This is a genomic window from Pseudomonas sp. GM41(2012) (genome assembly GCF_000282315.2).
GTDB lineage: Bacteria > Pseudomonadota > Gammaproteobacteria > Pseudomonadales > Pseudomonadaceae > Aquipseudomonas.
In genome coordinates this window covers 750,675-772,534 of record NZ_AKJN02000008.1, presented here as the reverse complement: position 1 = coordinate 772,534, position 21,860 = coordinate 750,675, and the positions used below count along the sequence as shown (strand labels likewise).

The following is a 21,860-nucleotide window of genomic DNA, read 5'->3' as shown; positions in this document are numbered from 1 at the left end:
GCGCCTCTGTTTAGCGTCAATTACTCAGTCCTGGGCGACCTGCACAACCAGTTTGCCGAAGTTGCGTCCTTCCAGCAGACCGATGAACGCCTCAGGCGCCTGCTCTAGGCCATCGACCACGTCTTCGCGGAACTTCACCTTGCCGTCGCGCACCCACGGCGCCATGGCGCTGACGAATTCCGGCTGACGATCACCGTAGTCGTCGAACACGATGAAGCCCTGGATTCGCACGCGCTTGGTCAGCAGCGTGCGCTGCAATTGCGGCAGTCGATCCGGGCCGCTCGGTGCTTCGTGAGTGTTGTAGGACGCGATCAGACCGCAGAGTGGAATTCGCGCCTTGGGATTAAGCAACGGCAGCACGGCATCGAACACCTTGCCGCCGACGTTTTCGTAATAGATGTCGATGCCCTCGGAGCACGCCTTGGCCAATTCATCGGCGAAGTTCGGGCTCTTGTGATCGATGCAGGCATCAAAACCCAACTCCTCGACCACATAACGGCACTTGTCCGCGCCACCGGCCACGCCGACCACGCGCAAGCCCTTGATCTTCGCCACCTGGCCGACCACCGAACCCACAGCGCCGGATGCAGCCGCCACCACCAGGGTTTCGCCGGCCTTGGGCTGGCCGATGTCCATCAGGCCCATATACGCGGTCATGCCGGGCATGCCCAACACGCCCAGCGCCATTGACGGGCTCGGCAGCCCGGACGGCATCGGAATAATGTTGCGACCGTCGCTGAGGCTGTGGCTCTGCCAACCGGTAGAACCGACCACCAGATCACCTTCCTGAAACTTCGGATTCAGCGAGCGCTCGACCCGGCTGACAGCGCCACCGGTCATCACCTCGCCGATCTCAACCGGTGCGGCGTAGGACGGCGCGTCGCTCATGCGTCCGCGCATGTAGGGATCGAGTGACAGGTAAAGGGTCTTGAGCAGCACCTGACCGTCGGCCAGGTCCGGCAGCGCAACGCGCTCCAGGCGGAAATTCTCCGGCGTCGGCGCGCCTACCGGGCGGGACGCCAGGACGATACGTTGGTTGAGGGTCAATGCTTGTGGCATGTGAGCTTCTCCTTTGATCGATGAATTTGGCGGTATAGGGAGCAGACCTTGATGGGGGTAGCGCGTTCGATGTTTCTTCAACAGGACCGAGTCGACTTCTTCGCGAGCAGGCTCGCTCCCACATTGGAACGCGGTCACCTGTGGGAGCGAGCCTGCTCGCGAAAGCGGCCTGATAGGCGCTAAATCTTCAACAGACAGAAACAAAAATGCCAGGCGCGATGCCTGGCATTTTTTTGTAACCCATCCGAAGCGCTTTGGCGAATCAGAATGGCAGTTTCATACCCGGTGGCAGTTGCATGCCAGCGGTCATGCCGGACATTTTGTCCTGGCTGTTGGCTTCGATCTTGCGCACGGCATCGTTGACGGCGGCAGCGAACACAGCCTCCAGCATCTCTTTGTCGTCTTCGCTCAAGCCTTCGACCAGGCTTGGATCGATGGTCACGCGCTTGACGTCGTGACGACCGGTCATCACCACGGTGACCATATCGCCACCGGCTTTACCGGTGACTTCGGCGTTGGCCAGTTCTTCCTGCATCTTGGCCATTTTTTCCTGCATCTGCTGTGCCTGCTTCATCAGGCCGGCCATGCCACCTTTCATCATGGGAATCACCTCAAAAGTACTTGGATAAATACAGCGCCCGGCCCTTTCGGCCGAACACCTTCAGTTATTAGCCCTGAGTGACCAGGGTCTCGACAGGTTCAATAGTATCGTTACGGACCACCGCACCGAACTGCTGCATCATTTGCTGGATGAACGGATCACCGTGAATCGACTCTTCGGCCTCGCGCTGACGGTTCGCACGGCGACGGGACGCAGCCTGGGCCGGGGTTTCCTGCTCGGGCTTGATCAGCTCCATGCGCAGGGTCAGCGTACGCCCGTGAAACTGGTTCAACGCATCGTTCAAGCGACGCTGTTGAGTCGCGTTAAACAACGCGCTGTGGGCCGGGTCCAGGTGCATCAGCCAATTGTCACCCTCGACGGCGATCAGCGTGCAGTTGGCGGCAATGCTGCCGGTCATGCCGGAGATCGGCAGTTTCGGGAACAACTCCAGCCATTGCAACGCCAGACCGGTGGCCGGCATGGCGGCCGGTTCAGGTTCGGCTTCCGGCGTTGGCTCAGCGGTGTGTTCGCTGGCCAGTTCGTCGAGGTAGCTGTAAGCCGACTCCATGTCCGGCTCGATGTAGTCCTCGTCCAGCGGCGGCTCGTCGTCCAGGTCCATGCCCGGCGTGGCGGCGTCGACTTCGGCTACCGACGGCTCCGGAATCGGCGCAGCGGCCCACTCAGGCGCGTCCGGCACTACGCTGTCGGGCGTCGGTAATGGCATCGGCGCCAATTCGGGTTGCTCGCTGGCAGTTTCCAGCACCGGCTCGACAGCAGGTTGCTGAACGACTTCGGGCTCTATCGGGTCGTTCCAAGGCAGATCGACGACGACTTCGACCGCTGCTGCTTCAACGACAGGCTCAGGCGCAACGACGGGCACGACCGGCTCAGGCTCGGGCGCTTGTACTGGAGCAACCACTGTCGCAACCGGCACAGGCTCAACGGGTGCAACTGCCGCAGCGACTACCGGCGCAACAACGGGCGCGGCAGCCACTGAATTTGCGGAATCAACTGTGGCCTGGCTGATCCCCACTGTCTTTAGCGGTTGCCTTGGCGCGTCCGTGGTGTCTGCCGGCCGGAACGCGAGCATTCGCAACAGGACCATTTCGAAGCCACCGCGCGGGTCCGGCGCCAGCGGCAAGTCGCGGCGACCGATCAGGCCCATCTGGTAATAGAACTGCACGTCTTCGGCCGGCAAAGCCTGGGCCAGCGCCAGCACCCGGTCACGGTCGCCATGACCGTTGTCGACGCCTTCAGGCAAAGCCTGGGCGATGGCGACACGGTGCAGCACGTTGAGAATTTCCGAGAGCACGCCGTTCCAGTCCGGGCCTTGTTCGGCCAAGTGACGGACGGCTTCGAGCAAGGCCTTGGCGTCGCCTTCGATCAGAGCATGCAGGACATCGTAGACCTGACCGTGATCGAGCGTGCCGAGCATCGCCCGTACGTCGGCAGCCATGACTTTGCCTTCACCGAAGGCAATCGCCTGGTCGGTCAGGCTCATGGCGTCGCGCATCGAACCGTCGGCAGCACGGCCCAGCAGCCACAGTGCGTCGTCTTCGAACGGCACGTTCTCGACACCCAGCACATGGGTCAAATGCTCGACCACACGCTCCGGCGTCATGTTTTTCAGAGAGAACTGCAGGCACCGCGAAAGAATCGTTGCAGGAAGTTTCTGCGGATCGGTGGTCGCCAGGATGAACTTGACGTAGGGCGGCGGCTCTTCAAGGGTTTTCAACAGCGCATTGAAGGAATGGCTGGAGAGCATGTGCACTTCGTCGATCAGGTAGACCTTGAAGCGCCCGCGGCTCGGCGCGTACTGCACGTTGTCGAGCAGTTCGCGGGTGTCCTCGACCTTGGTCCGGCTCGCGGCGTCGATCTCGATCAGGTCGACAAAGCGGCCTTCATCGATCTCGCGGCACACCGAGCACTCGCCGCACGGCGTTGAAGTGATACCTGTTTCACAGTTCAGGCATTTGGCGATGATCCGCGCGATGGTGGTCTTGCCGACCCCGCGGGTACCGGTAAACAGATAGGCGTGGTGCAGCCGCTGGCTGTCCAAGGCATTGATCAGAGCCTTGAGCACATGGGTCTGGCCGACCATTTCGCGGAACGAGCGCGGACGCCATTTACGTGCAAGAACCTGATAACTCATCGAAAACCGTCGCAACGAAGGAACAGAAGCGGCTAATGCTATCGGAGCAAGGCCAAAATTGCATCCGGTGCGCTCGTCTAATCTGGCTAAGATGGTCTTTGGGGGGCTTTTATCGGCTCGGGTTTTATCAGCACCGGAGCGTTTATGCGGCTGGCCTTTGGGGCACTGCTGTTGATCAGCCTGAATGTCGCTGGCGCCGAGCCGCCATTGCGCTTCGTGGTGCCCGACAGTTGGGCGATGCCGATGGTGCAACTGGACCGCGGCCGCCCCACCCAAGGCATCCTGCACGACATGATGGTCAGCCTCGCGACCCAGGTCGGCGTACCGGCCGAATTTCACGTGCTGCCTCGCACGCGAGTGCAAAACGCCATGGAGCACGGCGAAGTCGATATCCGCTGCTATGCGGCGCAGTCCTGGCAGCCGAATCAGTCCGGGGACTACATCTGGAGCATTCCACTGTGGTTTCAGCGCGACCTGCTGATCAGCCGGTCAGATCCGCTGACCTCAGTGATACCTGCGGACTTGTCGCGACAAGCCATCGGCACCGTACTCGGCTACAGCTACCCGACCCTGCAACCGCTGTTTGACGCCGACCGGCTGCATCGCGAAGACGCGCGCAACCAGGAGCAGGTGCTGGAAAAACTCCACGCCGGACGCTATCGCTATGCCGTGAGTAATCAATGGACACTGGACTGGTTCAATCAGCGCCTGCTGCCTGGCCGGCAACTGCAAGGCGTGGCGGTCTTGCAGGAACAGAGTGTCGGTTGTTATGTGCGCAACGATCCCAAGGTGCCCGTGCAGCGCATTTTGCGCACCTTGGTGCGAATGAAAATGTCCGGGGAAATCGACGACATCATCCGGCTCTATATAGGTTCCGAGCCAAGCACACCCTAAGCGATTCCTCTGATCGACACGAGACCATTGTGGGAGCGAGCCTGCTCGCGATAGCGGTATGTCAGTCCCCATCAATGTTGAATGTCAGACCGCTATCGCGAGCAGGCTCGCTCCCACATGGGTTCGGTGTTGATCACAAAACTTCAGCCTGCTTGATCCAGCACCTGCCATTGCACTGGCGCGACAAACCCCGCAACCCAGCCCGGTACTTCTGCGGGCGGCATCGGCCGGGCAATGAAACAGCCTTGAGCAACTTCGCAGCCCAGGCGTAGCAGCAATTCACCGTGCTCGATACTTTCCAGCCCTTCGGCGATCACCTGCCGGCCAAAGGCCCGAGCCAGGCCAATGACCGCCATGGTCAGGGCCAGATCATCACGATCATTAACGATATCGCGCACGAACGACTTGTCGATCTTGATGGTTTGGGTTTGCAAACGCTTGAGGTAGCTCAGGGACGAATAACCAGTGCCGAAGTCCCCCAGTGAGAACTGCACCCCCAGCGCCTGACAGGCCTGCAAACAGGCGCTGACGTGCTGAATATTCTCGATCGCCACCGACTCGACGATTTCCAGATCGAGCATCTGCGGAGCCACCTGGGCATGCCGGGCGAGCACGTGTTTGAGCCGGTCGACAAAATCCGCGCGCTGGAAATGTCGTGCCGCAATATTAATGCTGACTGGCCAGCCCTGCCCCGCTTGCTGCCAATGGTGCAACTGCGACAGGACCTGATCCATTACCCACTCACCGATATCGATGATCAGGTCCGTTTCTTCCACCAGCGGCAAAAACTCCCGGGCCGGCACCATGCCGTGTAGCGGATGCTCCCAACGTAACAACGCCTCGAAGCCGACAACCTCGCCACGACGCATGTTCACCTTGGGCTGGAAATGCACACGCAACTCACCGGCAGCCAGCGCCTGGCGCACTCGCTCGACCGTCTGGTGAGTGGCTTTGACCTCCTGATCCCGTGACACGTCGAACACATGAAAGCGATTGCGACCGCGTTGTTTCGCCACGTACATGGCCTGATCGGCATGACGCAGCAGGGTTTCGGCATCTTCATTGTCGTGGGGGAACAGGGTGACGCCGATACTGGCAAACACATTGACGCCCTTGCCATGCAGCGAGTACGGCGCCGAAATAGCGCCGAGCACCCGGTTCAACGCCGCACGCAGTTCCGGCAGATCTCGCACGTATCGCAACACCAACACAAACTCGTCACCAGCCAACCGCGCCACCACATCTTCGCCGCGAACAATGGTGCGCAGACGCTTGGCCACCTCGACCAACAGCAGATCGCCACTAGCATGCCCGTAGCCATCATTGACCGCTTTGAAGCCGTCGAGATCGAGCATGCACACCGCCAGCGGGATGTTTTCGTGTCGGGAGAACTCCAGCGCCTGATCCAGCAAATCCGAGAGGAACGCGCGATTCGGCAGCCCGGTCAGCACGTCATGCCCCACCCGCCATTGCAGTGAATGCAGCAATTGGTGTTTTTCGCTGATGTCGAAACGAATCGAAAGATATCGGTCAACCCGCCCGGTGGAGTCATCAAGTACCGGCACCATGGTGCTGTCGACCCAATACAGGCTGCCGTCCTTGGCGCGATTACAGATCTCGCCTTTCCAGACCTGGCCCAAGGCGATGGTGCGCCACATCGCCGCGAAGAAATCGGCGGAGTGCAGACCCGAGTTGAGGAGACGATGGTTCTGCCCGAGCAGTTCTTCGCGGCTATAGCCGGACACGGCACAGAACTGATCGTTGACGTGGGTGATCCGGCCGCTCAGATCAGTCTCGGAAAAAATCGCGGCGGCATCCACGGCCCTGCGGTATTTCTCATCCATGAGTCAGGCTCGCTGTGGCTAGCGGTGATACCGCTCGACCAGTGCAGGATGCCCGGAAGAGATGTTTTTATAGGTAATGCGCAGCAACACGTTATCACTCCATGAACAGCGGTTGATGGCCTCCTGACAGCTGAGATCAACTAACCTTAAAGGCCGCAAATACCCATTTTGAGCGGCGATTCTACGAAACGCATCACATTTTGCAAAGCAAGGTGATGGATCATGCAGTTGTCTAATGCAAAAATCTATCGTTAAGTTCTTGATTCTAAATGGGAATTAAGCGATGCAAATTTCAAGTTTGGGTGCGGCCATTCGGCGCTACCGCAAGGTCGCTGGGCTTACTCAGGCTGAACTCGGTGAAAAAACCGGTTTTGACCCCAAAACCATCAGCCGCTTCGAAACCGGTACCTACACCCCCAGCGTGGAAGCCTTGTTCCTGTTTGCCGATGTGTTGGGTGTGAAGCTGAAAGCCTTTTTCGCAGATTTAGGCGATGAAGATGAACAGCGGGCGTATCTGTTCGGTGTCATACATAAAGCCACCCCGAAGGATCTGGGAAAGCTGATTGCAGCGGTTGACCAGGCCTTGTCCAAGCCTTAGCGCCAGAAATAAAAAAGGAGGCCGAGCTGTCGCATTCGACAGCTCGGCCTCCTTTTATGTGTTCGCCCTGAAAAACGGAAACGAAAAAACACCGCCTGGACATGATCCATGGCAGAGCAACAAGAATGTAATTTTTTAGACAGATAACGCGAGAGAGGACTCGCGGTGCGTTATGGAGGCAACCCCACCAGCCACACCCCGGCACACAATGTTCCCGCTGTGGCTGCTTCCTTCCGGATCTGACCAGGTTCACGGGTAATCGTTGCGGGGGGACCGATGGGATCACCATAACGACGTTCACCTGACGGCGAACGGCGCCATTGTACCTATCTGAGACGAAGTTACAACCGTTCGGGCGGATTAAAAAACATGTGCTGCTTCAAGGACATGCGCTGACCTTTAAAAGATCGCAGCCTGCGGCAGCTCCTACATGAATCGGCGTACACCTGTAGGAGCTGCCGCAGGCTGCGATCTTTTGATCCTATTGCGCCAACACCTCATCCGCCCGGCCGCCCTCTTGCTGGATCACCAGGTGGATGAAGTGCAGTTTGGCGATCACTGCCGGCGGCAGGACGAACGGATAGAAATCCGGCTGCCCCATGCTGCGCGACAACTCATTCAGCATGCCCGCCAGTTCGATCCACGCATTGACGAACGACAGGAACGCCGCCCCGCCGGGATGCTGTGGATCATAGAGGGTGCTTGGGGGAAACGGCTGATAGTCGAAATCCATCTCCCTGGCACTCATTCCGAACCCCAACGCCGTATCCACCGCATCCATCATGTGCAAGTAGTGAGCCCAGGTTTCGGCCCAATCCTCCCACGGATGCATGGTCGCGTAGGCGCTGACGTAATGTTCCTGCCAGTCGAGCGGTGCGCCTTGCTGGTAATGCCGTTCGAGAGCGTCGGAGTACCTGGCGCGTTCGTCGCCGAACAGGCCGCGGAACGGTTCCAGCCAATGGCTGTTGGCGATCAACCGATCCCAGTAGTAATGCCCGACCTCATGCCGAAAATGCCCGAGCAATGTGCGATAAGGTTCGTGCATCTGCACCCGAATCCGCTCGCGATGAGCATCGTCGGCTTCTTTGATATCGAGGGTGATCAGACCGTTGGCGTGACCCGTGGTGGGTGGCTTGCCTTCGAGGTCGACACCAATGAAATCGAACGCCAGCCCCGTCTCTTCGTCCACGGTTTTGGGAGTTACCTGCAACCCCAGGCTGACCAACTGTGCAACCAGCCGCCGCTTGGCCGTTTCGACCTTGCACCAGCGTTCGTGATTTTCGGCAATCGACAGGTCGGGGATGGTGTGATTCAGGCTACAGGCGATGCATAACGCATCGTGGTCATTGGCGGGCAACAGCCAATTGCACGCGGCCGGGGAATCGAGGTTGGCGCAGCGGCGAAAGACACCGGCTTCCGGATCGGCGTCGAGCAACCAGGTATCAGCCTGCACACCGGGCTGCAGCGACGACAGGCGACTCTGCTCCGGCTGATAACCCAGCGCCGCCGAACACGCCAGGCACTGGCTGTTGCGAAAAAACAGCGACTGCCCGCAGCGGCACTGCCAGACCTTGCTGTTACGCGAGCTTTCGCCGATGAAGGGCGCGGCGATGCGTGTACTGAGCTGTTCGAAGAAGCGGTACATGACGATCTCTCCCTGAGGCTTGCCAAGACTAGATCATCCCCGCGCCGTGATCGTTCCCGCGTTTTGCGTGGGCAACATCAAAAGATCGCAGCCTCGTTTCACTCGACAGCTCCTACAGAGGATATGCATTCCAATGTAGGAGCTGTCGAGTGAAACGAGGCTGCGATCTTGGCGACCTTAAACGCTGATACCGTACTTCATCAGAAACTCGACAAACGCTTCTTCATCCAGAACCTTCAATCCCAGCTCATTAGCCTTCGTCAACTTGGAACCTGCACCCGGCCCAGCGACCACACAATGAGTCTTGGCCGACACGGAGCCCGCCACTTTGGCACCGAGGCTTTCAAGTTTGTCCTTGGCGATGTCGCGGCTCATCAACTCCAGCGAACCGGTCAGCACCCAGGTCTGCCCGGCCAGCGGCAAGCCTTCGACGACTTTCTTCTCGCTCTGCCAGTGCATGCCGAAATCGCGCAGCTGTTTCTCGGCGGCTTCGGCAATCTGGCGATTTTGTGCAACCGCAAAGAACTCCCGAACCGAAGTGGCCTGTTTTTCCGGCAGCGCCTGGCGCATATCCAGCCAGTCGGCACTGAAAACACCTTCAAGCGAACCAAACTTGTCCGCCAGCTTCTGCGCCCCACCCGGCCCGACCGAAGGGATGTGCAGCTTGTCGAGGAAGCCACCCAACGTAGTGCTGGCGGCAAACTCGGCGCCAAGCTCACCCTGATCCTGAATCTGCAGGCCGTGCTTGAGCAGATCCTTGATCACCTGCTGGTTATGCGCATCTTCGAAGAAGCTGTGAATCTCGTGAGCCACTTCCAGACCAACATCCGGCAAATACGTAAGCACTTGCGGCAAGGCTTGCTGAACCCGCTCCAGCGAGCCGAGAGAACGTGCCAGCACCTTGGCTGTTTCTTCGCCGACATCGGGAATCCCGAGGGCGTAGATGAAGCGCGCCAGGCTTGGCTGCTTGCTGTCTTCGATGGCGCTGAGCAAGTTCTTGCTCGACAACTCGGCAAAGCCTTCCAGATCGACAATCTGTTCGAACGTCAGCGCATACAAATCAGCCGGCGAACTCACCAGCCCTTCGTCCACCAGTTGCTCGACGCTCTTCTCGCCCAGGCCTTCGATGTCCATGGCGCGACGGGAGACGAAGTGAATGATTGCCTGCTTGAGTTGAGCACCGCAGGCCAGACGACCGACGCAGCGGTACACCGCGCCTTCGCTGACGGTCTCGCGACCTTTGCTGCGTTTGACCAGTTGCGTGCGCTCGACATGCGAGCCGCAGACTGGGCATTTCTCGGGAATCTGTACTGGCCGTGCGTTGTCCGGACGGCGCTCGATGACCACTTGCACCACCTGCGGAATTACATCGCCAGCGCGGCGAATGATCACCGTGTCGCCAATCATCAGGCCCAGACGCGCCACTTCGTCCATGTTGTGCAACGTCGCGTTGGCCACGGTCACGCCGGCGACCTTGACCGGCTTCAAGCGCGCCACCGGCGTCACCGCACCGGTACGACCGACCTGGAATTCCACATCAAGCAATTCAGTGAGTTCTTCCATCGCCGGGAATTTGTGCGCGATCGCCCAGCGCGGTTCACGAGCACGGAAGCCCAGCTCACGCTGAGAGGCAATGCTGTTGACCTTGAACACCACGCCGTCGATTTCGTAGGGCAGTGAATTTCGGCGCTCACCGATGTCGCGGTAGTAATCCAGGCATTCAGCGATGCCGTGAGCCAGTTTCAACTCATGACTGATCGGCATGCCCCAAGCCTTGAGCTGCTGCAGATTGCCAATGTGCGTATCAGCAATATCGGCCGAAATCTGACCGATGCCGTAGCAGCAAAATTCCAACGGACGGTTGGCGGTGATCTTCGAATCGAGCTGGCGCAAACTGCCCGCCGCCGCGTTGCGCGGATTGGCGAAGGTCTTGCCGCCGACTTCCAGTTGCGTGGCGTTGAGGCGCTCAAAACCGGCCTTGGACATGAACACTTCGCCGCGCACTTCCAGGGTCGCTGGCCAGCCCGTACCGTGCAACTTGAGCGGAATGTTGCGCACGGTACGGACGTTGACGCTGATGTCTTCGCCAGTGGTGCCGTCGCCGCGAGTCGCGCCGCGCACCAGCACGCCGTCCTGATACAGCAAGCTGACCGCCAGGCCATCGAGTTTGGGTTCACAGCTGTATTCCACCGCCGCGCCGCCGCCGAACAAGTCGCCAACCGGAAGGTCGAGACCTTCAGTTACCCGGCGATCGAACTCGCGCATGTCGGTTTCTTCGAAGGCGTTGCCGAGGCTGAGCATCGGCACTTCGTGACGCACCTGTGTGAACGCCGACAGCGCCGCACTGCCGACGCGCTGGGTTGGCGAGTCGCTGGTGATCAGTTCGGGATGCGTCGCTTCGAGGGCCTTGAGCTCGTGGAACAACCGATCGTATTCGGCGTCCGGAATGCTCGGCTCGTCCAGCACGTGATAGCGATAGTTGTGCTGATCGAGTTCAGCGCGCAGCTCTAGAATGCGGTTTTTGGCGGCGGTCATGGGTGTTCTCTCATAAAGCAAAAGAGCAGCCGAGGCTGCTCAATCTCATCTCATCAAGATCTAGAGATCGCAGCCTCGTTTCACTCGACAGCTCCTACAGAAAATCGCGATCCCTGTAGGAGCTGTCGAGTGAAACGAGGCTGCGATCTTTTGCCTTTATCGTTTCTGGGTCAGGGCGCGACGTTCGAATTCGACGATGCGCTGACGGTAATGCTCAATCGTCTGGGCGGTCAGCACGCTGCGCTGGTCGTCTTTCAGTTCGCCGTTCAGCTCCTGGGACAGTTTGCGCGCCGCGGCCACCATCACGTCGAAGGCTTGCTTCGGATGACGCGGGCCTGGCAGACCGAGGAAGAAGCTCACTGCCGGTGTGCTGAAGTGGTCGATGTCGTCCAGATCGAAAACACCCGGCTTGACCGCATTGGCCATCGAGAACAGGACTTCGCCATTGCCAGCCATGCTTTCGTGGCGGTGGAAGATGTCCATCTCGCCAAAACGCAGACCGCTTTCCAGAATATTCTGCAACAGCGCCGGGCCTTTGAAGCCGGCGGCGTCGCGGCAGATCACGCTGATCACCAGCACTTCTTCGGCTTGCGGTTGTTCCTTGTCGCTGGCTGAACTCGAAACCTTGGTGTCATCCGGGAAATCGTCGTCACGGCTGCTGAAGCTCGGGCCGCCGTCCAGATCCAGGCTGAGGTTCATGTCGCCTTGCGAAGGCTCGCCATGGCCACGCTTGCCGCGCTTGGAACCCGACTCACGCGGCTCACGGGCAGGCATGCTCACCGACGGCAGATCGTGCTCGTCCAGTTGCGGCTCTTTATGCGTATCCAGCACACGGGGCGGGCCCAACAGCTCGGCGCTGGTGTCCTCGTCCGGCAAGTTGGACAAACTTCGGTCGAGACGGAATTTCAGTTTCCCCTTGCCGCCGCGCATGCGACGCCAGCCATCGAAAAGAATACCGGCAATGACAATAATGCCGATGACGATCAGCCACTCGCGCAGACCGATTTCCATGTAATCCCGTGCCTCTATAAAAAATGCTGAAAAATAAGAGGTTTACAACTCGTAAACCGCTTTAAAACGTGGCGCCAACTCTATGTTCTGACAGGCGTTTTGCCCACGTATACGAAAAATTGACATTAAACTAGCACGACCAAAGGCAACTTTACACCGTCTGTCACAACGGCTTGCGCGAATATGTCGATTGGCCAGCAAGTCAGGACAGGTAAATAAGTCCTACAACTCAAAAATACCTCTCCTACAAGCGCCGACTCAGGCATCCACCATCGCCATCGCCTCCTCGACATCCACTGCCACCAGACGCGAACAACCCGGCTCGTGCATCGTCACCCCCATCAGTTGCTCGGCCATTTCCATGGCGATCTTGTTGTGGGTGATATAGATGAACTGCACCGTCTGCGACATCTCTTTGACCAGCCGTGCGTAGCGTCCAACGTTAGCGTCATCCAATGGCGCGTCAACTTCATCGAGCATGCAGAACGGCGCCGGATTCAACTTGAAGATGGCAAAAACCAGAGCCAGGGCTGTCAGGGCTTTTTCGCCACCGGAGAGCAAATGGATGGTGCTGTTCTTCTTTCCTGGCGGCTGCGCCATGATCGTTACCCCTGTATCGAGTAGATCTTCGCCCGTCAGTTCCAAATAGGCGCGTCCTCCACCGAAAACTTTTGGGAAAAGGGCCTGTAAACCGCCATTGATCTGATCAAAGGTATCTTTGAAGCGGTTTCGGGTTTCCTTGTCGATCTTGCGAATCACGTTCTCGAGCGTATCCAGCGCCTCGACCAAATCGTCGTTCTGCGCATCCAGATAACGTTTACGCTCGGATTGTTGCTGGTATTCGTCAATGGCCGCCAGGTTGATCGCACCGAGGCGCTGAATCCGCGCGGCAATGCGTTCGAGTTCTTCTTCGGCGTCTTTCTCGTTGGCGTCGGCCACCAGGGTGGCAAGCACCCCGTGGAGATCGTAGCCGTCTTCCAGCAACTGATCTTCCAAAGTCTTGCGGCGCACGGTCAGGGCCTGCCATTCCATGCGCTGGGTTTCCATCTGCCCCCGAATCAACTGCGATTGCTGTTCGGCCTGGTTGCGACGTTTTTCTGCATCACGCAATTCACGGTCAGCGTCTTCCAGAGCGATCTGCGCAGTCTTGAGTTCTTCGTCGACGGTCATGCGTTTGTCGAGCAACTCTTCGAGTTTGAGGCGCAACTCTTCCAGCGGCGCCTCGCCCTCCTCCAGGTTGAGACTGAGTTGTTCGCGCTTCTCGGTCAGGCGCTCGGATTGCATTTCCAGACGTTCCAGCGCCTGACGCGTCGAGTCGTGTTGTGCCTTGAGCGAACCCAGACGCACCGCCAGTTGATGGGCGTGATCCTTGTGCTGCCGGGCTTCCTGACGCACTCGATCAAGTCGCTCGCGCAAGCTGTCGCGCTGTGCCAGCAGCAGCTCGCGCTGCTCGGTGTCCAGCGCCATGCTGTCGAGGGCTTCCTGCAGTTGCAGACGCGCCTCGCCGATATTTTCGTGTTCCAGAGCGCGCTGCTCCGCCAACTCGGTGAGTTCTTCGTCCAGGCGTGTACGACGCAGGGTCAGTTGTTCAGCCTTGGCTTTACCGGCGGACAACTGGGCTTTCAACTCTCCTTGCTGACGCGCTTCGTCTTGCAGCAGACGGCGCAGATGCTCGCGACCGTTTTCCTGCTGACGCTGCTGCGCCCTGAGATTCTGAAGTTGGGTTTCCAGGGTTTCGACCGTGGCTTCGCGCTCTTCGCGCTCAAGGTCCAAACGCTGGATTTCCTGACCGCGAGCGAGCACGCCGCTTTCCGCTTCGCTGGCGCGACGCACGCGTAAAAAGTGCCGACCGACCCAGTAACCATCGCGGCTGATCAGACTCTGGCCGGCGGTCAATTGATTGCGCAGAGCCAAGGCCTGTTCAAGGCTGTCGACCGGTTTAACCTGCCCCAGCCATGGCGCCAGATCGATCTGCGCTTCGACTTTATCGAGCAAGCTGCCGGGCACGCGCACGCCATCGGTGGCCGGGCTGAGCAAGCGCAAATCGCCTTGGGCAAAACCGGCCAGATCGAAATCGCCGAAGTCATCCACCAGCACCGCTTGCAGGTCGGCGCCGAGCACGGTTTCCACCGCCAGCTCCCAACCGGCTTCGACTTTCAGGCCTTCAGCCAGACGCGGACGGTCCGCCAAATGTTGTTCGCGCAGCCATTCGGCTGTGCCGGTGCCCGGATCGAGTGCGGCTTGCTGCAAGGCTTCAAGGGAGGCGAGGCGACCGTTCAGACGCTGCAAATCACCTTGGGCCTGTTGCTGCGCCGTCAGCGCGTGCTGCAATTCCTGACGCAGTTGTTCAAGCTTTTCGACCTGAGCTTGTTCACTGGTCTGCAAATCCTCAAGCGTCGCTTCGGATTCAGCGAGCTGCTCGCTGAGCTCCATGATCGCCGCGTCTTCCGGGTCTGCCGAGAGCAAGGCGCGCTCTTCGCCGAGACGCTTCTGACGATCGGCCAGGCGCTCCATGCTCGTTTCCAGCTGCTGGATGCGCGACTGCTGAACTTCGGATTGGCGACGCGGTTCGGCGGCCGTCAGGTTGAAGGTATCCCATTGCTCTTGCCAGGCGTGCATGGTGGTTTCGGATTCTTCCAGCGCTGCGGCAGCCTCTTCGGCGGCGGCGCTGGTGACTTCCTGTTCAGGGGTGAGCATGTCCAGCTCTTCGCCCAAAGTCAGCAGCAAGGTGCGGTCGTGTCCCAAGTGAGACTCGGTTTCCAGGCGCGCACGCTCGGCTTCTTTCAGGTCGTCCTGCAGCTGACGTAGGCGTTGCTGACCATGCTGGATACTCTGCTCGACCCGGGCGATGTCGCCGCCGACCGAATAGAAGCGCCCCTGCACCAGATTGAAACGTTCGGACAGGTCGTGGTGCCCGTCCCGCAGCCGTTCGATAGCCGCATCAGCGTTGCGCTGCTCGGCCACCAACGCTTCGAAGGTGACTTCCTGATTGCCGATGATCGCTTCGCGCTGACCGACCTGTTCATTCAACGCCTGCCAGCGCAGGGCCGACAGTTGGGCCTTGAGCTGACGTTCCTCGCCCTTGTATTCCTGATACTTCTTGGCGGCCTCGGCCTGGCGGTACAAGCGTTCAAGCTGACGCTCGAGCTCTTCGCGCAGGTCGGTCAGGCGGGCCAGGTTTTCGTGGGTGCGGCGGATGCGGTTTTCGGTCTCGCGCCGGCGCTCCTTGTACTTGGAGATTCCCGCCGCTTCTTCAATGAAGTTGCGCAGGTCTTCGGGCTTTGACTCGATCAGCTTGGAGATCATCCCCTGCTCGATAATCGAGTAGCTGCGCGGGCCCAGGCCTGTACCCAGAAAGATGTCGGTGATATCGCGACGGCGGCATTTGGTGCCGTTGAGGTAGTAAGTGGTCTGGCTGTCGCGAGTCACTTTGCGGCGAATGGAAATTTCCGCGTAGGCCGCGTATTCGCCGAGCAGAGTGCCGTCGGAGTTATCGAACACCAGCTCGATGCTGGCCTGGCTCACCGGTTTACGACTGGTCGAGCCGTTGAAGATGACGTCGGTCATCGACTCGCCGCGCAGGTTCTTGGCCGAACTCTCGCCCATCACCCAGCGGACGGCGTCGATGATGTTCGACTTGCCGCAACCATTGGGCCCGACCACCGCCGCCATGTTACTGGGGAAGTTCACCGTGGTCGGGTCGACGAAGGATTTGAACCCCGCCAGCTTGATGCACTTTAGCCGCACGCTTAAGCGTCCGTCAGGGCGGAAACCACCAGATCACTGCTGCGCTGGGCATACGCCGTCAGCACAATGCGGATCTGCGGAAAATCACGGGCCAGCACGGCGGCGAGCAAGCGTTCGAACAGTTCAAGGAATTCGCTCATCGAGGCCTTGCGCTGTTCCAGGGCGAGGAAATACGCGCGGCTCATGGCCGGCTGCAGATTCTCGACGGTTTCCTGCAAGTACGGGTTGTTGGCGAACGGATACGCGGCGCGCATCACACTGAAGCTGTCGTCGACAAAGGTGCGAATGTCCTGGCGCTCGTAGCTGGCGGTCAGACGCTGCTGGATTTGCACGAACGGAGCCATGTCGGCCTGGACTTGCCAGCCGCTGGCCACTGCATTGCCCAGCAGGATGTAAAGCTCGCTCATCAGCGCGCACAGGCTCTGGACCTTGTGGACCGTGAGCTCGGTCACATGGGCGCCACGTCGCGGCAGGATCGCGATCAGGTGGCGGCGCTCGAGGATCAGCAAGGCTTCACGGACCGAACCGCGGCTGACATTGAGGGCCAGCGTGACCTTCTGTTCCTGGATGCGCTCCCCGGGCTTCATTTCGCCACGAATGATGCGTTCGGCGAGGTGGTGAGCAATTTGCTCGGCGAGGCTGTCCGGCGCCTTGAACGTCATGGTTGTCCCTTCAAACTCTTCGATCTGCACAAGCGGCGCAGTGTACCGCACATAAAGGGTCATGGCGGAGTGCCCACTCGGCGGTTTTTGGCACGAATCCAGCAAAAAGCAGGCTATCCCGAGAGGGTCAATAATGAAGGAACGAGTCGTTGATCGACAAAACGCTATTTCCTGACCTTTAAGTCAGAAAATCATTGACCGCAAAGTCAGACCTGATAAATTCGGTTCAAGTCGGTTAACAACAATAATGAGTCTGCGAGGCCTTCCGTGATCCAGTTTTTACTTAACCAGGAACTCCGTAGCGAGCACGCCCTGGACCCAAACCTGACCGTGCTCAATTACCTGCGCGACCATGTGGGCAAACCCGGCACCAAAGAAGGTTGCGCCAGCGGTGACTGCGGCGCCTGCACCGTGGTGGTCGGCGAGCTGCAAACGGATGACGATGGCCGCGAACACATTCGCTATCGCAGCCTCAACTCGTGCCTGACGTTTGTTTCGTCACTGCACGGCAAACAATTGATCAGTGTCGAGGACCTCAAACACCAAGGCGAACTGCACAGCGTGCAGAAAGCCATGGTCGAGTGCCACGGCTCGCAATGCGGTTTTTGCACACCCGGCTTCGTCATGTCGCTGTTCGCGCTGCAAAAGAACAGCGATCAACCGGATGTTCATAAAGCCCACGAAGCGCTGGCCGGGAACCTCTGCCGCTGCACCGGCTATCGGCCGATTCTGGCGGCCGCCGAACAATCCTGCTGCGGCAAGCAAACGGACCAGTTCGACGCCCGTGAAGCCGACACCATCGCTCGCCTGAAGGCCATCGCCCCTACTGACATCGGCGAACTCAACAGTGGCGACAAGCGCTGCCTGGTACCGCTGACCGTTGCCGATCTGGCTGACCTCTATGATGCTTATCCACAGGCTCGCCTGCTGGCCGGCGGCACGGACCTGGCGCTGGAAGTCACGCAGTTCCACCGCACCCTGCCGGTGATGATCTACGTCGGCAATGTCGCCGAGATGAAGCGCATCGAACGCTTTGACGATCGCCTGGAAATCGGCGCCGCCACCGCCCTCTCCGATTGCTACGAGGCCTTGAAAGCCGAGTACCCGGACTTCGGCGAATTGCTGCAACGCTTTGCTTCCCTGCAGATCCGCAACCAGGGCACCCTCGGCGGCAACATCGGCAACGCCTCGCCGATCGGTGACTCCCCGCCCCTGCTGATTGCGCTCGGCGCGCAGATCGTTTTGTGCAAAGGCGAAACCCGCCGCACGATGGCGCTGGAAGATTACTTCATCGATTACCGGGTCACCGCGCGTCAGGAAAGCGAGTTCATCGAAAAGATCATCGTGCCGCGTGCCAGCGCCGAACAACTGTTCCGCGCCTACAAAGTCTCCAAGCGTCTGGACGATGACATTTCCGCCGTCTGCGCCGCGTTCAACCTGCGCATCGACAACGGCGTGATCGCCGACGCCCGCGTCGCCTTCGGTGGCATGGCGGCAACGCCAAAACGCGCCAAGGCCTGCGAAACTGTATTGCTCGGCGCCACCTGGAACAACGACACCGTCGAACGCGCCTGCGCCGCATTGGCCGAAGATTTCACGCCGCTCTCGGACTTCCGTGCGAGCAAGGAATACCGCCTGCTCAGCGCCCAGAACCTGTTGCGTAAATACTTCATCGAACTGCAAACACCGCACATCGAGACTCGGGTGACCGCTTATGTCTAATCATCACGCTGTAGAGAAGACCCAAGCCGAATTGGCTGAACTGTTCGCCAAGGACCTGACCACCGGTGTCGGCCGCAGCGTCAAGCATGACAGCGCCGCCAAGCACGTTTCCGGTGAAGCGCAGTACATCGACGACCGGCTGGAATTTCCGAACCAGTTGCATGTTTACGCACGCCTGTCGGACCGCGCTCACGCGAAAATCATCAGCATCGACACCCAGCCTTGCTACGCCTTTGAAGGCGTGCGCATCGCCATCACTCACAAAGACGTTCCAGGCCTGAAAGACATCGGTCCGTTGATGCCCGGCGATCCGTTGCTGGCCATCGATGACGTGCAATTCGTTGGTCAAGTGGTGCTCGCCGTCGCTGCGAAAGATTTGGAAACCGCGCGTAAAGCCGCGATGGCCGCGATCATCGAATACGAAGATCTCGAGCCGGTACTGGACGTGGTTGAAGCGCTGCGCAAACGCCACTTTGTGCTCGACAGTCACACGCATCAGCGCGGTGATTCGGCCGGTGCCTTGGCCACCGCCGAACATCGTATCCAGGGCACGTTGCACATCGGCGGCCAGGAACACTTCTATCTGGAAACCCAGATCTCTTCGGTGATGCCGACCGAAGACGGCGGCATGATCGTCTACTGCTCGACCCAGAACCCCACCGAAGTGCAGAAGCTCGTCGCCGAAGTGCTCGATGTGTCGATGAACAAAATCGTCGTCGACATGCGCCGCATGGGCGGTGGTTTCGGCGGCAAGGAAACCCAGGCCGCGAGCCCGGCGTGCCTGTGCGCAGTGATCGCGCACCTCACCGGCCAGCCGACCAAAATGCGCCTGCCGCGCGTCGAAGACATGCTGATGACCGGCAAGCGTCACCCGTTCTACGTCGAATACGACGTGGGCTTCGACAGCACTGGCCGGCTGCACGGCATTGCCCTGGAACTGGCCGGTAACTGCGGTTGTTCGCCGGACCTCTCGGCGTCGATTGTTGACCGCGCGATGTTCCACGCCGACAACTCGTACTACCTGGGTGACGCGACCATCAACGGTCACCGCTGCAAAACCAACACCGCGTCGAACACCGCTTACCGTGGTTTCGGTGGCCCACAAGGCATGGTCGCTATCGAAGAAGTGATGGATGCCATCGCCCGCCATCTGGCCCTCGATCCGCTTGCGGTGCGCAAGGCCAACTACTACGGCAAGACCGAGCGCAACGTCACCCATTACTACCAGACCGTCGAGCACAACATGCTCGAGGAAATGACCGCCGAACTCGAAGAAAGCAGCCAGTACGCCGAACGCCGCGAAGCGATTCGTCGCTACAACGCCAACAGCCCGATCCTGAAAAAAGGCCTGGCGCTGACCCCGGTGAAATTCGGTATTTCCTTCACCGCCAGCTTCCTCAACCAGGCCGGTGCGCTGATCCATGTCTACACCGACGGCAGCATCCACCTGAACCATGGCGGCACCGAAATGGGTCAGGGCCTGAACACCAAAGTCGCGCAGGTCGTGGCTGAAGTGTTCCAGGTGGAAATGGACCGTGTGCAGATCACCGCGACCAACACCGACAAGGTGCCAAACACCTCGCCGACCGCCGCTTCCAGTGGCGCTGACCTTAACGGTAAAGCCGCGCAAAACGCGGCGGAAATTATCAAGAAACGCTTGGTGGAATTTGCCGCGCGGCAGTACAAAGTCAGCGAAGAGGACGTGGAATTCCACAACGGTCATGTACGCGTTCGTGATCACATCCTGACCTTCGAAGCGCTGATCCAGCAGGCGTATTTCGCTCAGGTTTCGCTGTCGAGCACCGGGTTCTACAAGACCCCGAAAATCTTCTACGACCGTAGCCAGGCGCGGGGCCGGCCGTTCTATTACTACGCCTTCGGCGCAGCGTGCTGCGAGGTGATCATCGACACCCTCACCGGCGAGTACAAAATGCTGCGCACCGACATCCTCCACGACGTCGGCGACTCACTGAACCCGGCGATCGACATCGGTCAGGTCGAGGGTGGTTTCATCCAGGGCATGGGGTGGCTGACCATGGAAGAACTGGTGTGGAACAACAAGGGCAAACTGATGACCAACGGCCCGGCCAGCTACAAGATCCCGGCGGTGGCAGACATGCCGCTGGACCTGCGGGTGAAGCTGGTGGAAAACCGTAAAAATCCGGAAGACACGGTGTTCCACTCCAAGGCCGTGGGCGAGCCGCCGTTCATGCTGGGTATCGCGTCGTGGTGTGCGATCAAGGACGCCGTGGCCAGCCTGGGCGACTACAAGCATCAATCAAAAATCGATGCGCCGGCGACGCCGGAGCGGGTGTTGTGGGGCTGTGAGCAGATGCGCCAGTTGAAGGTGGCGAAGGCTGTGGAAGCCGAGACTGAGTTGGCTCCGCTCTAGAATCGAGGCGCGCCCAATCGCCAGCAGGCTGGCTCCCACAGGATTTGCGTTGAATCCAGATTGTGTGGACACCACAGACCCTGTGGGAGCTAGCCTGCTAGCGATGACGGCCGAACAGACAACAATGTTGTAGGGGTGAAAACATGTACAACTGGATCGACGCCCTCGCCGACCTGCAATCCCGGGGTGAACCCTGCGTGTTGGTCACCATCATCGAAGAGCTCGGCTCGACGCCGCGTAACGCCGGCTCGAAAATGGTCATCAGCGCCAGCCAGACCTTCGACACCATCGGTGGCGGGCATCTGGAATACAAGGCCATGCAAATCGGCCGCGAGATGTTGGCCAGCGGCAAGCAGGACACGCACCTTGAGCGCTTCAGCCTCGGCGCCAGCCTGGGTCAGTGCTGCGGCGGCGTGACGGTGTTGCTGTTCGAACCGATGGGCCAGGTCCAGGCGCAGATCGCCGTATTCGGTGCCGGCCACGTCGGCCGGGCGCTGGTGCCGCTGCTCGCCAGCCTGCCCTGCCGGGTGCGCTGGATCGATTCGCGGGAAGCCGAATTCCCGGAACAGATCCCCCACGGCGTACGCAAAATCGTTGCCGAAGAACCGGTGGACGAAATCGATGACCTGCCCGCCGGCAGCTACTGCATCGTCATGACCCACAATCACCAGCTCGACCTCGAACTCACCGCCGCGATCCTCAAGCGCAACGACTTTGCCTACTTCGGCCTGATCGGTTCGAAGACCAAACGGGTGAAATTCGAACACCGCTTGCGTGAACGTGGTTTCGACAGCGCCGTGCTGCAACGCATGCGCTGCCCGATGGGCATCGGCGAAGTCAAAGGCAAGTTGCCTGTGGAAATCGCCATTTCCATCGCCGGCGAAATCATCGCCACCTATAACGCCAATTTCGGCCAGCACACCGCTAGCGCCGGATCATCGATCGCCAAACTGCTGCCTGCCTCACGCCGCAGCCAAGCGTCGAACTAAAAAGCCACG

Annotated in this window: 14 protein-coding genes and 1 other RNA gene; 5 read left to right on the top strand and 10 right to left on the bottom strand. The window is 59.6% G+C overall.

Annotation, left to right across the window (positions count from 1 at the left end; all coding sequences use genetic code 11):
* Positions 1-24: 24 nt before the first annotated feature.
* The 3 genes from PMI27_RS04915 to dnaX form a co-directional block, all read right to left on the bottom strand.
* The gene (locus PMI27_RS04915) at positions 25-1,059 is read right to left on the bottom strand and encodes an NADP-dependent oxidoreductase (RefSeq protein WP_008146807.1); all 1,035 of its coding nucleotides are present in this window, start codon (positions 1,057-1,059) and stop codon (positions 25-27) included.
* Positions 1,060-1,321: 262 nt separating this feature from the next.
* On the bottom strand, positions 1,322-1,660 hold the full coding sequence (locus tag PMI27_RS04920; protein ID WP_008028561.1) for a YbaB/EbfC family nucleoid-associated protein: 339 nt from the start codon (positions 1,658-1,660) through the stop codon (positions 1,322-1,324).
* Between the two features lie 67 nt (positions 1,661-1,727).
* Positions 1,728-3,812 carry a DNA polymerase III subunit gamma/tau gene (gene dnaX / locus PMI27_RS04925; protein ID WP_008146804.1) on the bottom strand — a complete coding sequence of 695 codons (2,085 nt, stop codon included), beginning with the start codon at positions 3,810-3,812 and terminating at the stop codon, positions 1,728-1,730.
* Positions 3,813-3,956: 144 nt separating this feature from the next.
* Between dnaX and PMI27_RS04930 the strand changes: the two genes are divergently transcribed.
* Positions 3,957-4,706, top strand: coding sequence for a substrate-binding periplasmic protein (locus PMI27_RS04930; protein ID WP_008146803.1), 750 nt, complete (start codon positions 3,957-3,959; stop codon positions 4,704-4,706).
* A 143-nt stretch (positions 4,707-4,849) separates the two neighbouring features.
* On the opposite strand, the gene PMI27_RS04935 is transcribed toward PMI27_RS04930, so the two are convergent.
* Positions 4,850-6,550: a putative bifunctional diguanylate cyclase/phosphodiesterase gene (locus tag PMI27_RS04935; protein WP_008146801.1), complete on the bottom strand. Its 1,701-nt coding sequence runs from the start codon at positions 6,548-6,550 to the stop codon at positions 4,850-4,852.
* Positions 6,551-6,833: 283 nt separating this feature from the next.
* Between PMI27_RS04935 and PMI27_RS04940 the strand changes: the two genes are divergently transcribed.
* On the top strand, positions 6,834-7,148 hold the full coding sequence (locus PMI27_RS04940; RefSeq protein WP_008146799.1) for a helix-turn-helix domain-containing protein: 315 nt from the start codon (positions 6,834-6,836) through the stop codon (positions 7,146-7,148).
* A gap of 182 nt (positions 7,149-7,330) precedes the next feature.
* On the opposite strand, the gene ffs is transcribed toward PMI27_RS04940, so the two are convergent.
* The 6 genes from ffs to PMI27_RS04965 form a co-directional block, all read right to left on the bottom strand.
* Positions 7,331-7,427, bottom strand: an RNA gene (gene ffs, locus PMI27_RS30765) — signal recognition particle sRNA small type.
* Between the two features lie 202 nt (positions 7,428-7,629).
* A complete protein-coding gene (locus PMI27_RS04945; RefSeq protein WP_008146796.1) occupies positions 7,630-8,793 on the bottom strand; it encodes a zinc-binding metallopeptidase family protein in 1,164 nt (387 codons plus the stop codon).
* 177 nt (positions 8,794-8,970) lie between these two features.
* Positions 8,971-11,328, bottom strand: a complete 2,358-nt coding sequence (ligA, locus tag PMI27_RS04950) for an NAD-dependent DNA ligase LigA (protein WP_008146793.1) — start codon at positions 11,326-11,328, stop codon at positions 8,971-8,973.
* A 156-nt stretch (positions 11,329-11,484) separates the two neighbouring features.
* Positions 11,485-12,339 (bottom strand): cell division protein ZipA, encoded by an 855-nt coding sequence (gene zipA / locus PMI27_RS04955; RefSeq protein ID WP_008146352.1) that lies wholly within the window; start codon positions 12,337-12,339, stop codon positions 11,485-11,487.
* Between the two features lie 258 nt (positions 12,340-12,597).
* Positions 12,598-16,086: a chromosome segregation protein SMC gene (gene smc, locus PMI27_RS04960; protein ID WP_008146353.1), complete on the bottom strand. Its 3,489-nt coding sequence runs from the start codon at positions 16,084-16,086 to the stop codon at positions 12,598-12,600.
* Positions 16,087-16,088: 2 nt separating this feature from the next.
* Positions 16,089-16,748 (bottom strand): GntR family transcriptional regulator, encoded by a 660-nt coding sequence (locus tag PMI27_RS04965; protein ID WP_033053567.1) that lies wholly within the window; start codon positions 16,746-16,748, stop codon positions 16,089-16,091.
* 267 nt (positions 16,749-17,015) lie between these two features.
* On the opposite strand from PMI27_RS04965, the gene xdhA reads away from it, so the two are divergent.
* From xdhA to xdhC, 3 genes are all read left to right on the top strand, one after another.
* A complete protein-coding gene (gene xdhA / locus PMI27_RS04970) occupies positions 17,016-18,470 on the top strand; it encodes a xanthine dehydrogenase small subunit (protein WP_008146355.1) in 1,455 nt (484 codons plus the stop codon).
* A complete protein-coding gene (xdhB, locus tag PMI27_RS04975) occupies positions 18,463-20,862 on the top strand; it encodes a xanthine dehydrogenase molybdopterin binding subunit (RefSeq protein WP_008146357.1) in 2,400 nt (799 codons plus the stop codon). Before xdhA ends, xdhB begins: the two co-directional genes overlap by 8 nt.
* A gap of 143 nt (positions 20,863-21,005) precedes the next feature.
* Positions 21,006-21,851 carry a xanthine dehydrogenase accessory protein XdhC gene (gene xdhC / locus PMI27_RS04980; RefSeq protein ID WP_008146359.1) on the top strand — a complete coding sequence of 282 codons (846 nt, stop codon included), beginning with the start codon at positions 21,006-21,008 and terminating at the stop codon, positions 21,849-21,851.
* Positions 21,852-21,860 lie beyond the last annotated feature (9 nt).